The 12,503-nt window shown below is 73.4% G+C and carries 10 protein-coding genes and 1 pseudogene; all 11 read left to right on the top strand.

Going from position 1 to position 12,503, the window contains the following annotated elements; genetic code table 11:
• Nucleotides 1-146: 146 nt before the first annotated feature.
• Nucleotides 147-683: pseudogene (pyrR, locus tag FHX40_RS13870) on the top strand (bifunctional pyr operon transcriptional regulator/uracil phosphoribosyltransferase PyrR); the annotation flags it as partial.
• Nucleotides 680-1,594 (top strand): aspartate carbamoyltransferase catalytic subunit, encoded by a 915-nt coding sequence (locus FHX40_RS13865; RefSeq protein ID WP_142260003.1) that lies wholly within the window; start codon nt 680-682, stop codon nt 1,592-1,594. The pseudogene pyrR and the gene FHX40_RS13865, both read left to right, overlap by 4 nt.
• Entirely contained in the window at nt 1,591-2,925 is a 1,335-nt protein-coding gene (locus FHX40_RS13860) for a dihydroorotase (protein ID WP_142260002.1), read from the top strand. Before FHX40_RS13865 ends, FHX40_RS13860 begins: the two co-directional genes overlap by 4 nt.
• The gene (gene carA / locus FHX40_RS13855; RefSeq protein WP_142260001.1) at nt 2,922-4,052 is read left to right on the top strand and encodes a glutamine-hydrolyzing carbamoyl-phosphate synthase small subunit; all 1,131 of its coding nucleotides are present in this window, start codon (nt 2,922-2,924) and stop codon (nt 4,050-4,052) included. Before FHX40_RS13860 ends, carA begins: the two co-directional genes overlap by 4 nt.
• Nucleotides 4,045-7,335 (top strand): carbamoyl-phosphate synthase large subunit, encoded by a 3,291-nt coding sequence (gene carB, locus FHX40_RS13850; protein ID WP_142260000.1) that lies wholly within the window; start codon nt 4,045-4,047, stop codon nt 7,333-7,335. Before carA ends, carB begins: the two co-directional genes overlap by 8 nt.
• A 362-nt stretch (nt 7,336-7,697) precedes the next feature.
• Entirely contained in the window at nt 7,698-8,579 is an 882-nt protein-coding gene (locus FHX40_RS13845; RefSeq protein WP_229788302.1) for a dihydroorotate dehydrogenase electron transfer subunit, read from the top strand.
• Complete coding sequence (locus FHX40_RS13840) at nt 8,569-9,543, top strand: dihydroorotate dehydrogenase (RefSeq protein WP_142259998.1); 975 nt, start codon at nt 8,569-8,571, stop codon at nt 9,541-9,543. Before FHX40_RS13845 ends, FHX40_RS13840 begins: the two co-directional genes overlap by 11 nt.
• Entirely contained in the window at nt 9,540-10,241 is a 702-nt protein-coding gene (gene pyrF, locus FHX40_RS13835; protein WP_142259997.1) for an orotidine-5'-phosphate decarboxylase, read from the top strand. The genes FHX40_RS13840 and pyrF overlap by 4 nt, the downstream gene beginning before the upstream one ends.
• 638 nt (nt 10,242-10,879) lie before the next feature.
• Nucleotides 10,880-11,203, top strand: a complete 324-nt coding sequence (mihF, locus tag FHX40_RS13830) for an integration host factor, actinobacterial type (RefSeq protein ID WP_142259996.1) — start codon at nt 10,880-10,882, stop codon at nt 11,201-11,203.
• Nucleotides 11,204-11,333: 130 nt separating this feature from the next.
• Nucleotides 11,334-12,074: a guanylate kinase gene (gene gmk, locus FHX40_RS13825; RefSeq protein WP_229788301.1), complete on the top strand. Its 741-nt coding sequence runs from the start codon at nt 11,334-11,336 to the stop codon at nt 12,072-12,074.
• A 164-nt stretch (nt 12,075-12,238) separates the two neighbouring features.
• The gene (rpoZ, locus tag FHX40_RS13820; RefSeq protein WP_142259994.1) at nt 12,239-12,502 is read left to right on the top strand and encodes a DNA-directed RNA polymerase subunit omega; all 264 of its coding nucleotides are present in this window, start codon (nt 12,239-12,241) and stop codon (nt 12,500-12,502) included.
• Nucleotide 12,503 lies beyond the last annotated feature (1 nt).

Below are 12,503 nucleotides of genomic sequence, written 5' to 3'. Positions count from 1 at the left end.
CGTTTGCCATGGCGGCTGCCGTTTCGCCTGCCCACGATCCTGCCGGTGATCGTGGCCGGTCCGGATCCCCGGACGCCGCCCCCAAGGGGCGTGACAGATCTCACTCCTCCGCTTCTCACCCCGCCTCCGGCCCGGCCGCCCAGCCGCCGCGCGCGGTGCTCGAGGGCCCGGACATCAACCGCGCGCTGATGCGCATCGCGCACGAGATCCTCGAGCGCACCAAGGGCGCCGAGGACGTCGTGCTGCTGGGCATCCCCACCCGCGGGGTCCCGCTCGCCGCGCGCCTCGCCCGGTACATCGAGCAGTTCGAGGGCGCGCGCGTCCCGCACGGCTCGCTCGACGTCACCATGTACCGCGACGACCTTCGGCTGCGCCCGGCCCGCGCGCTCGGCGCCACCCGGCTGCCGTCCTGCGGCATCGACGACCGGCTCGTCGTGCTCGTCGACGACGTGCTGTTCTCCGGCCGCACCGTGCGCGCCGCGCTCGACGCGCTCAACGACCTGGGCCGGCCGCGCGCCGTACAGCTCGCCGCCCTCGTCGACCGCGGCCACCGCGAGCTGCCGATCCGCGCCGACTACGTCGGCAAGAACCTGCCGACCGCCAAGTCCGAGACCGTCAAGGTCTACCTCGAGGAGGTCGACGGCCGCGACGCCGTGGTGCTCATCAAGAAGGAGCGCGCATGAACCGGCACCTGATCTCCGCGGCCGACCTCAGCAAGGACGACGCCCTGCTCATCCTCGACACCGCCGAGGAGCTCGCCGCCGTCTCCGAGCGGTCGGTCAAGAAGCTGCCCACGCTGCGCGGCCGTACCGTGGTGAACCTCTTCTTCGAGGACTCCACCCGGACCCGCATCTCCTTCGAGGCCGCGGCCAAGCGCCTGTCCGCCGACGTCATCAACTTCTCCGCGAAGGGCTCCAGCGTCTCCAAGGGGGAGAGCCTCAAGGACACCGCGCTCACCCTCGAGGCGATGGGGGCCGACGCGGTGGTGATCCGGCACCGCGCCTCCGGCGCCCCGCACCGGCTCGCGCACTGGGTGCACGGCAGCGTGCTCAACGCCGGCGACGGCACCCACGAGCACCCCACCCAGGCGCTGCTCGACGCGTTCACCATGCGCCGCCGCCTCGGCGGCATCGAGGGCCGGCGGGTGACGATCGTCGGCGACGTGCTGCACAGCCGGGTGGCACGGTCCAACGTGCTGCTGCTCAACACGCTCGGCGCCGAGGTCACCCTCGTGGCCCCGCCCACGCTGCTGCCGGTGTCGGTGCACACCTGGCCGTGCCAGGTGTCGTACGACCTCGACGCGGTGCTGCCCAAGTCCGACGTGGTGATGATGCTGCGGGTGCAGCGCGAGCGGATGAACGCCGCGTACTTCCCGTCCACCCGCGAGTACAGCCGCCGGTACGGCCTCGACGCCGACCGGCTGGCCAGGCTGCCGGAGGACGCGCTGGTGATGCACCCGGGGCCGATGAACCGCGGCGTGGAGATCGCGGCGGAGGTGGCGGACAGCCCGCGCTCCACCGTGGTGGAGCAGGTGACCAACGGCGTCACGATCCGCATGGCCGTGCTGTACCTGCTGCTCGGGGGCGCCGTATGAGCAGGGGCGTGAAAGGGGGGACCGAGGTGAGCGGAGAGTACCTGATCAAGGGCGCGCGCCTGCTCGGCGGCGAGCCGGCCGACCTGCTGGTGCGCGACGGCGTGATCGCCGCGGTGGGGCCGGACGCGGCCTCCGCCACGGCGCAGGTGGTCGACGCCGACGGGCTGATCGCCCTGCCCGGCCTGGTCGACCTGCACACCCACCTGCGCGAGCCCGGCCGGGAGGACGCCGAGACCGTGGAGTCCGGCACCGCGGCCGCGGCGCTCGGCGGGTTCACCGCGGTGCACGCGATGGCGAACACCAGCCCGGTCGCCGACACCGCGGGCGTGGTCGAGCAGGTGTGGCGGCTCGGCCGCGAGGCCGGTCACTGCGACGTGCAGCCGGTCGGCGCGGTCACCGCCGGGCTGCAGGGCGAGCGGCTCGCCGAGCTGGGCGCGATGGCCGACTCGGCCGCCCGGGTGCGGGTGTTCTCCGACGACGGCAAGTGCGTCTCCGACGCGGTGCTCATGCGCCGCGCGCTCGAGTACGTCAAGGCGTTCGACGGCGTGATCGCGCAGCACGCCCAGGAGCCCCGGCTCACCGAGGGCGCCCAGATGAACGAGGGCGAGGTGTCCGGGCGGCTCGGCCTGGTCGGCTGGCCCGCGGTCGCCGAGGAGGCGATCATCGCCCGGGACTGCCTGCTCGCCGCGCACGTCGGCTCGCGGCTGCACGTGTGCCACGTGTCCACCGCCGGGTCGGTGGAGATCCTGCGCTGGGCCAAGTCGAAGGGGTGGAACGTCACCGCCGAGGTCACCCCGCACCACCTGCTGCTCACCGACGAGCTGGTGGAGCACTCGCCGGTCGGCGCGTACAACCCGATCTACAAGGTGAACCCGCCGCTGCGCACCCGCGAGGACGTCGAGGCGCTGCGCGAGGCGCTCGCCGACGGCACGATCGACTGCGTCGCCACCGACCACGCCCCGCACCCGGTCGAGGACAAGGAGACCGAGTGGGACGCGGCCGCGATGGGCATGATCGGCCTGGAGACCGCGCTGTCGGTGGTGCAGCGGGCGATGGTCGACACCGGCCTGCTCGACTGGGCCGCCGTCGCCGACCGCATGTCGTTCCGGCCCGCCCGGATCGGCCGCCTCGACGGCCACGGCAGGCCGCTGCGGCCCGGCGAGCCCGCGAACCTCACCCTGTACGACCCGTCGGTGAGCCGCCTGGTGGAGCCGTCCGGCTTCGCCTCGCGCAGCCGCAACACCCCCTACATCGGCATGGCCCTGCCCGGCCGCGTCGTGGCGACGTTCCTGCGCGGCCGGCCCACGGTCCTGGAAGGAAAGCTGCAATGAGCGCGCTGCTCGTGCTGGAGGACGGCCGGGCCTTCCGCGGCGAGCCGTTCGGCGCGGTGGGCGAGACCTTCGGCGAGATGGTGTTCACCACCGCGATGACCGGCTACCAGGAGACCCTCACCGACCCCTCCTACCACCGCCAGATCGTCGCGATGACCGCGCCGCACATCGGCAACACCGGCGTCAACGACGAGGACCCCGAGTCCCGCCGCATCTGGGTCGCCGGGTACGTGGTGCGCGAGCCGTCGCGCATCGCCTCCAGCTGGCGCGCCACCCGGAGCCTGGAGGAGGAGCTGCGGGCCCAGGGGATCGTGGGCATCGCCATGCCCGGCACCCGCGCGCTCACCCGCCACCTGCGCGAGCGCGGCGCGATGCGCGCCGGGGTGTTCTCCGGCGACGCCGCCCTCGCCGACGTCGAGGAGCTGGTCGAGCGGGTACGGCAGAGCCCGTCGATGATCGGCGCCGACCTCGCCCGCGAGGTCACCACGCCCGAGCCGTACGTCGTGAAGGCGCACGGCCGGACCCGGTACCGGGTGGCCGCCCTCGACCTCGGCATCAAGGCGAGGACGCCGTACCGGATGGCCGAGCGCGGCTGCGAGGTGCACGTGCTCCCCGCCACCTGCACCGCCGCCGACGTCCTCGCCCTCGACCCGGACGGGGTGTTCATCTCCAACGGCCCCGGCGACCCGGCCGCGGCCGGCTACGCGGTCGACGCGGTGCGCGGGGTGCTGGACTCGGGCAAGCCGGTGTTCGGCATCTGCTTCGGCAACCAGATCCTCGGCCGCGCCCTCGGCCTTTCCACCTACAAGCTGCGGTACGGCCACCGCGGCGTGAACCAGCCGGTGCGCGACCGCCGTACCGGGCGGGTGCACATCACCAGCCACAACCACGGCTTCGCCCTCGAGGCCCCGCTCGACGGCCCGTTCGACACCCCCTACGGCCGGGCGGAGGTGAGCCACGTCAACCTCAACGACGGCTGCGTGGAGGGGCTGCGGCTGCTCGACTACCCGGCGTTCAGCGTGCAGTACCACCCCGAGGCGGCCGCCGGGCCGCACGACGCCAAGGGGATGTTCGACGAGTTCTGCGACCTGATGGAGAAGGGCAAGGCGGGAGGCGCGCATGCCTAGGCGGACCGACATCGAGTCGATCCTGGTGATCGGCTCCGGCCCGATCGTGATCGGGCAGGCGTGTGAGTTCGACTACTCCGGGACCCAGGCCTGCCGGGTGCTGCGCGCCGAGGGCTACCGCGTGATCCTCGTCAACAGCAACCCCGCGACGATCATGACGGACCCGGAGTTCGCCGACGCCACCTACGTCGAGCCGATCACCCCGGAGATCGTCGAGAAGATCATCGAGAAGGAGCGGCCGGACGCCCTGCTCCCCACGCTAGGCGGCCAGACCGCGCTCAACACCGCGGTCGCGCTGCACGAGGCCGGGGTGCTCGAGCGGTACGGGGTCGAGCTGATCGGCGCGGACATCGACGCCATCCGGGCCGGCGAGGACCGCGACCGGTTCAAGGAGGTCGTCGACCGGGTCGCCGCCAAGTACGGCCTCAACGCCTCCTCCGCCCGCTCGGTGATCTGCCACTCGCTGGACGAGTGCGTCGCCGCGGCGCAGGACCTCGGCTACCCGGTCGTGGTACGGCCCAGCTTCACCATGGGCGGCGCGGGCTCCGGGTTCGCCCACGACGAGGCCGAGCTGCGCCGCATCGCCGGGGCCGGGCTCGCCGCCTCGCCCACCCACGAGGTGCTCCTGGAGGAGTCGGTCCTCGGGTGGAAGGAGTACGAGCTCGAGGTGATGCGCGACCGGGCCGACAACGTCGTGATCGTCTGCTCGATCGAGAACGTCGACCCGATGGGCGTGCACACCGGCGACAGCGTCACGGTCGCCCCGGCGATGACGCTCACCGACCGCGAGTACCAGAACATGCGGGACGTGGCGATCGCGGTGATCCGGGAGGTCGGCGTCGACACCGGCGGCTGCAACATCCAGTTCGCGGTCGACCCGCGCACCGGGCGCATGATCGTCATCGAGATGAACCCGCGGGTGTCGCGGTCCTCGGCGCTCGCCTCGAAGGCGACCGGCTTCCCGATCGCCAAGATCGCGGCCCGGCTCGCGGTCGGCTACACGCTCGACGAGATCCCCAACGACATCACCGGCGAGACCCCGGCGTCGTTCGAGCCCGCGCTCGACTACGTCGTGGTGAAGGTGCCGCGGTTCGCGTTCGAGAAGTTCGCCGGGGCCGACCGGACGCTCACCACGCACATGAAGTCGGTGGGCGAGGCGATGGCGATCGGCCGCAACTTCCCCGAGGCGCTGCAGAAGGCGCTGCGGTCGCTGGAGCGCAAGGGCTCGTCGTTCAGCTGGGCGGGGGAGCCGGGGGACCTGGACGAGCTGCTGGAGGCCTGCCGTACCCCGCACGACGGGCGGCTGCGCACCATGCAGCAGGCGATCCGGGCCGGGGCCACCGCCGAGCAGCTGCACGAGGCCACCGCGATCGACCCGTGGTTCATCGACCAGCTGTTCGCCATCGACGAACAGGCCCGCGCGCTCGCCGAGGGCGAGCTCACCGCCGAGCGGCTCCGCCGGGCCAAGCGGTACGGCTTCTCCGACGCGCAGATCGCCGAGATCCGCGGCACGACCGAGGCCGAGGTGCGCGCGCTGCGCCACGAGCTGGGCGTGCGGCCGGTGTACAACACCGTGGACACCTGCGCCGCCGAGTTCGCCGCGCGCACGCCGTACCTCTACTCCACCTACGACGAGGAGACCGAGGTCCCGCAGGGCGACCGGCCCAAGGTGATCATCCTGGGCAGCGGGCCGAACCGGATCGGCCAGGGCATCGAGTTCGACTACGCCTGCGTGCACGCGTCGTTCGAGCTGGCGAAGGCGGGCTACGAGACGGTGATGGTGAACTGCAACCCGGAGACCGTCTCCACCGACTACGACACCAGCGACCGGCTCTACTTCGAGCCGCTCACTTTCGAGGACGTGCTCGAGGTGGTGCACGCCGAGATGGCCACCGGCCCGGTCGCCGGGGTGATCGTGCAGTTCGGCGGGCAGACCCCGCTCGGGCTGGCGCAGGCGCTCAAGGACGCCGGGGTGCCGGTGGTCGGCACCCCGCCGGAGTCGATCCACCTCGCCGAGGACCGCGGCGCGTTCGGCCGGGTGCTCGCCGAGGCCGGGCTGGTCGCGCCCAAGCACGGCACCGCGCGCAGCCTGGCGGAGGCCGAGCGGATCGCCCGGGAGATCGGCTACCCGGTGCTGGTGCGGCCCTCGTACGTGCTCGGCGGCGCGGGCATGGCGATCGTGTACGACGACGAGACGCTGCGCGCGTACATGGCGCGGGCGGTGACCGACACCGACCACCCGATCCTCATCGACCGGTTCCTCGACGAGGCGATCGAGATCGACGTCGACGCGATCTACGACGGCGAGGAGCTCTACCTCGGCGGCGTGATGGAGCACATCGAGGAGGCCGGCATCCACTCCGGCGACTCGGCGTGCGCGCTGCCGCCGATCACCCTCGGCGGGCACGACATCAAGCGCATCCGCGCCGCCACCGAGGCGATCGCGCGCGGCGTGGGCGTGCGCGGGCTCATCAACGTGCAGTACGCGCTGTCGGCCGGCGTGCTGTACGTGCTCGAGGCCAACCCGCGGGCGAGCCGTACCGTGCCGTTCGTGTCGAAGGCGACGGCGGTGCCGCTGGCCAAGGCGGCCGCCCGGGTGATGATGGGCGCCACCATCGCCGAGCTGCGCCGGGAGGGCCTGCTCCCGGCCGAGGGGGACGGCGGCACGCTGCCGCTCGACGCCCCGATCGCGGTGAAGGAGGCGGTGCTGCCGTTCAACCGGTTCCGCGGCGTGGACACCGTGCTCGGCCCGGAGATGCGCTCCACCGGCGAGGTGATGGGCATCGACGAGGTGTTCGGCACCGCGTTCGCCAAGTCGCAGGCCGCGGCGTACGGCTCGCTGCCCACCAAGGGCCGGGCGTTCGTCTCCGTGGCGAACCGGGACAAGCGCGCGATGATCCTGCCGGTGAAGGTGCTCGCCGACCTCGGGTTCGAGATCCTCGCCACCGAGGGCACCGCCGAGGTGCTGCGCCGCAACGGGGTGCGCGCCACGGTGGTGCGCAAGCACAGCGACGGGCCCGGCCCGGACGGGGAGCCGACCGTGGTCCGGCGCATCCTCGACGGCGAGATCGACCTGATCGTCAACACGCCGTTCGGCAGCCCGGGCCAGTCCGGGCCGCGGCTCGACGGGTACGAGATCCGCACCGCCGCGGTGCTGCGCGGCATCCCGTGCGTCACCACGGTGCAGGGGCTCGCCGCGGCGGTCCAGGGCATCCAGGCGCTGATCCGGGGCGACGTGGGCGTGCGGTCGCTGCAGGAGCACGCGCGGCGGCTGCGCGGCTGAGGGCGGCCCGCGGCACTCGTACGGCCGGGTTCCCACCGGAACCCGGCCGCAGTGCCGTCCGGAACCGGCCCGAAGGCGGCCGGAAAACGGCAGCTGCTGTCGGCGGGTCCTTTGACGACAAGGGGGGCGTTGACGGCAGAGTTGCTACAGCGGGTTGCTTTCGACGGGTCGCCTCGACGCCTCGACGGGCCGCCGCAGGGGCCGCGTGACGGGTTCCCGTGACGGCCACCCCCGGCGGGCGCCCGGCCGGGTCCCGTCGAGGGGTCGCCGCAAGGTGGGCGCCGTCCCGGCCGGTCCGGGCGGCGGGCGGCCCGGCGCGTGCTCCGGCGGAGGTGAGTGAGACGGCTGCTAGCCCGGTACAGGTGACCGGCACGGTGCTGACGACGCGCCGTGTCGACGCCTACCATGCGCTCACCGTGGTGGCGCCCGGCATCGCCGAGCGGTTCCGCCCGGGCCACTTCATCACCGTCGCGGTCGGCGGCCCGGCGTCGTCGACGCTCGCCCGCCGCGCCTTCTCGGTGCACGACGTCAAGCCGGACTACGGCGGCACGGTGGAGTTCGTGTTCACCGTGCGCGGCCCCGGCACGGCCTGGCTCGCCGAGCGCAAGGCGCGCGACACCCTCGACATGGTCGGCCCGCTCGGCCGCCCCTTTCCGCTGCCCCGCGACCCGGTGCACTGCGTGCTGGTCGGGGCCGAGTACGGCTCGGCGCCGCTGTTCGGGCTCGCCGACCTGCTGCAGCGGCGGGGCTGCCGGGTGGACTTCGTGCTCGGCGCGGCGAGCGCGGACCGGGTGTTCGGCGCGCTGCGCGCCCGGCGCATGGGGGAGACCACGACGCTGACCACCGAGGACGGCTCGCTGGGGGTGCGGGGCCGGGTCACCGACGTGCTGCCGTCGGTGATCGCCGACACCCGGGCGGACGTGGTGTACGCCTGCGGCCCGCTGTCCACGCTGCGCGGGGTCGCCGCGGTGGCGATCGAGTTCGACATCCCGATCCAGGTGGCCGTGGAGCAGACCATGGTCTGCGGCTTCGGGGTGTGCGGCTCGTGCGTGCTGCCGGTGATCGGCGAGGACGGGGTCACCCGGATGGTGCGCGCCTGCGTGGAGGGCCCGGTGTTCCGCGGCGAGCGGGTGCGGTTCGAGGACATCGGCACGATCCCGTTCGACGCCCTGGGCGCCCCTGGGGCGCCGGGCGGGCGGGCGCACGAGCCCGGCGGCCAGACAGGGAACCGACATGTCAGTTGATATGCGGACGTACCTCGCGCATGTCGAGCTCGCCAACCCGATCACCACGGCCGCCGGCTGCGCGGGCAGCGGGCGTGAGCTCGCCCAGTTCTTCGACCTCAACCGGCTCGGCGCGGTGATCACCCGGTCGATCACGCTCACCCCGCGCTCCGGACGCCCCACCCCGCGGACCGCGGAGACGCCCTCCGGCCTGCTCAACGCGGTCGGCCTGCAGGGGCCCGGCATCGACGCCTTCCTCGACCGCGAGCTGCCCTGGCTCGCCGAGCGCGGGGTCACCACGATCGTGTCGATCGCCGGCGGCAGCGTGTCCGAGTACGGCACGCTCGCCCGGCGGCTCGCCTCCGCGGCCGGGGTGACCGCGGTCGAGGTGAACCTGTCCTGCCCCAACGTGGAGGACCGCGGCCGGATCTTCGCCCGGGACCCGGCCGCCGCGGCCGAGGTGATCGCCTCGGTGCGCGCCTCCAGCCGGTACGACGTGCCGGTGATCGCCAAGCTCTCCCCGGACGTGGCCGACGTCGTCGCGGTCGCCCGGGCGTGCGTGGACGGGGGCGCGGACGCGCTCTCCATGATCAACACGCCGCTCGGCATGGCGATCGACGTGGACACCATGCGCCCCGCGCTCGCCGCGGGCACCGGCGGGCTCTCCGGTCCCGCCATCCGGCCGCTCGCCGTACGCTGCCTGTGGCAGGTGCACGCGGCGCTGCCGGGGGTGCCGATCATCGGCATGGGCGGCGTGATGACCGGACGCGACGCGCTCGAGCTGATCCTCGCGGGCGCGTGCGTGGTCGCCGTCGGGACCGCGATCTTCAACGACCCCTACGCGTGCCTGCGCATCCTGCGCGAGCTCGAGGATCTGCTGCACAAACGCGGCTTCGAGCGGCTGGCCGACGCGGTGGGCCTCGCCCACCGGCCGCCGGGCACCGGCCCTCGGGGCCGAATCGATCTTGAGGAGAGTTCCCTGTGACGCCCGCCCCCATCGCGGTCGCGCTCGACGCGCCCGACCTGGAGACCGCCGCCCGCTGGGCCCACCTGGTCACCCCCCACGTGAGCACCGTGAAGGTCGGCCTGGAGCTGTACCTGCGCTACGGCCCCGACGTGATCGCCTCGGTGCGCGGGGCGAGCGGCGTGCAGGTCTTCCTCGACCTGAAGCTGCACGACATCCCGAACACCGTGGCGGGCGCGACCCGCGCGGTGGCCCGGCTCAAGCCCGCGATCCTCACCGTGCACGCCGCCGGCGGCCCGGCGATGATCCGCGCCGCGGTGGAGGCCGCCCCGCAGACGAAAATCGCGGCCGTGACGGTGCTGACGTCGCTCACGCCGGGCGATCTCGAGGCGGTGGGACTCCGAGGCCCGGCCACGGACGCCGCGCGCCGTCTCGCCGTTCTGGCGGTGGAGGCGGGCGCCCAGGCCCTGGTGTGCTCGCCGCACGAGGTCGCCGCGGTGCGCGCCGAGGTCGGCCCGGACGTGACGCTCATCACCCCCGGCGTACGGCCCGCCGGGGCCGCCGTCCAGGACCAGGCGCGCGTCGCCACGCCCGAGCAGGCCCTGGCGAACGGCGCGGACCTGCTGGTGATCGGCCGCCCCATCACCGGCGCCGCCGACCCCGGGGCGGCCGCCGCGGCGATCGCCAGCGCGCTGCGCCGGCACGCGTCCATCGGCTGAGCCGGCCGGCCCGGCCGCGCCGCGCGGAACGGTTCACGGAACGCCACGCTCGAACGGGCTGTGAGAAAAATCACGGCCCGGACCGTGCTTTCGCATTCGCCGCGACCGCGTGATCGTGTGACGCGAATCACGCCCGCCGGGGGCCGGTGCCCGCCCCGGTGGCATGGCCGGGATCCGGCGGACCGGAACCGGCCACACAGCGTCACGGATTAGTGCTGATATTTCAGTCCGTTTTTTGGCGGGTTGGCCGATTTTCGGGCCCACAGGTCATGTGGTTCCGGGGGCCCGATACCGGCGTCCGGTGGGCGTCGCCGTACCCTGGCGCGGGCTTCCGGGCTCCGCCGTGACGTGCCCGTGGCCGCCCGCAGGGCGCCAGCTGGCGGTGCCGGCCGGGCGCCGTGGTCCCGGAGCGGCGGGCGGAGCGGGCCCGCGGCGGGCACGGCGGGGGCGCCGCGCGGGCGCGGCAAAGCCGGGTGGTGGGGGCCTTTTGATAGACGGAACGTGCCTTTCCGGTCACGGAACGAGATGAACCGGATTTTGTGGGGGGATAAACCGGCTTTGACGTTGCTAGAAGGCCGAAGACCAGCTAGTTTCCCCTCCCGTCCGAGTACATCGACAGAAATTCGAGGTGACCCGGCGTGGCTCTTCCTCCACTGACCCCCGAGCAGCGCGCCGCAGCCCTGGAGAAGGCTGCCAAGGCCCGCAAAGAGCGTGCCGAGGTCAAGAACCGGCTCAAGCATGGCGCGGTTTCTCTGGCTGAGGTGCTGAAAAGCGGGCAGACCGATGACGTCATCGGGAAGATGAAGGTGTCGGCGCTGCTGGAGTCGCTACCCGGCGTGGGCAAGGTCCGCGCCAAGCAGCTTATGGAGCGGCTCGGTATCGCCGAGTCCCGGCGAGTGCGGGGACTCGGGGCCAACCAGCGTGCCGCTCTGGAGCGCGAGTTCGGCGGGGCCGAGGCCTGACGGCTTCGGCCGGATGGTCGGCCCCGCGTGACGGGGCGGGACGGCCGAACCGGTAGGTTCGGAAGCGTTCCGGTCCGGCGTCTCCGCCCGGAGACGCCGCACGCGGGGATGGTCGAACGGGGGTAATGAGGTGACCGGCATGTCCTGGTCCGGCGAAGGCCGGCTCCACGAGACCGCCGCGGTGGGCGCCGCGGCAGGCCCGGCGCGGGCGGCCGGGGACGGCACCGGGACGGGTGCCCGGAACCCTCTGCCCCGCAGCGGCCGCCCGGAGGAGACGCCGCCCCGTCCAGGGCGCTTCTCCGGGCCGACCGGCAACCGCCTGACCGTCCTGTCCGGCCCGTCCGGGGTGGGCAAGTCGACGGTCGTCGCCGAGCTCCGGCGGACGCACCCCGAGGTGTGGCTGTCGGTCTCGGTGACCACCCGCAAGCCCCGTCCGGGCGAGACCGACGGGGTGGAGTACCACTTCGTGGACGGCGAGGAGTTCGACCGGCTGGTCGCGGCCGGCGAACTGCTGGAATGGGCCGAGTTCGCCGGCAACCGGTACGGCACCCCCGCCGCGCCGGTGCTGGAGAGGCTCGAGGCGGGCGTCCCGACGCTGCTGGAGATCGACCTGCAGGGCGCGCGGCAGGTCCGCAAGGCCATGCCCGATGCCCTGCTGGTCTTCCTCGCCCCGCCCAGCTGGGAGGTGCTCGAGGCGCGGCTGCGCGGCCGCGGCACCGAGCCCGAGGACGTGATCGAGCGGCGGCTCGCCCAGGGGCGCATCGAGATGGCCGCCGAACCGGAGTTCGACGTCACCCTGATCAACACGTCGGTCCAGGAAGTCTGCGAGCGGCTGATAGATTTGATGCGGGTCCGTAGCGGCGTCCGCTGAACCCTGCCCGCAGGGCCCGGGTCCGGCGAGGACCGGCGGGTCCCGCCGGCGTCTCCGCCGGCCCGCCGTACGCGGCATCGCGGACGCCCGGCGACCCGGCCGGTGACCGGACGGGTCCGGCGCCGACCCGCAGACATCAGTTCACCGACATGGGGGACACGAACGTGGCTGGCACTGCCCCGGTTGCCGAAGGCATCACCAACCCGCCGATCGACCAGCTGCTCGACGTCGTCGACAGCAAGTACAGTCTCGTGATCATGGCCGCCAAGCGGGCCCGCCAGATCAACGCCTACTACTCCCAGCTCGGCGAGGGCCTGCTGGAGTACGTCGGCCCGCTGGTGGAGACCCACCCCCAGGAGAAGCCGCTCTCGATCGCGCTGCGCGAGGTCGCCGAGGGGCTGCTCACCGCCGAGCCGGTGGAGAGCTGAC

The organism is Thermopolyspora flexuosa, from assembly GCF_006716785.1.
Classification (GTDB): domain Bacteria; phylum Actinomycetota; class Actinomycetes; order Streptosporangiales; family Streptosporangiaceae; genus Thermopolyspora; species Thermopolyspora flexuosa.
This window is presented reverse-complemented; position numbering and strand designations above follow the sequence as displayed.

What these genes read in the sequence shown, in the direction of transcription:
- carB (WP_142260000.1), top strand. Translation starts at nt 4,045, where the DNA reads ATGCCTAGGCGGACCGACATCGAGTCGATCCTGGTGATCGGCTCCGGC.
- carA (WP_142260001.1), top strand. Translation starts at nt 2,922, where the DNA reads ATGAGCGCGCTGCTCGTGCTGGAGGACGGCCGGGCCTTCCGCGGCGAG.
- FHX40_RS13860 (WP_142260002.1), top strand. Translation starts at nt 1,591, where the DNA reads ATGAGCAGGGGCGTGAAAGGGGGGACCGAGGTGAGCGGAGAGTACCTG.
- FHX40_RS13865 (WP_142260003.1), top strand. Translation starts at nt 680, where the DNA reads ATGAACCGGCACCTGATCTCCGCGGCCGACCTCAGCAAGGACGACGCC.
- FHX40_RS13840 (WP_142259998.1), top strand. Translation starts at nt 8,569, where the DNA reads ATGTCAGTTGATATGCGGACGTACCTCGCGCATGTCGAGCTCGCCAAC.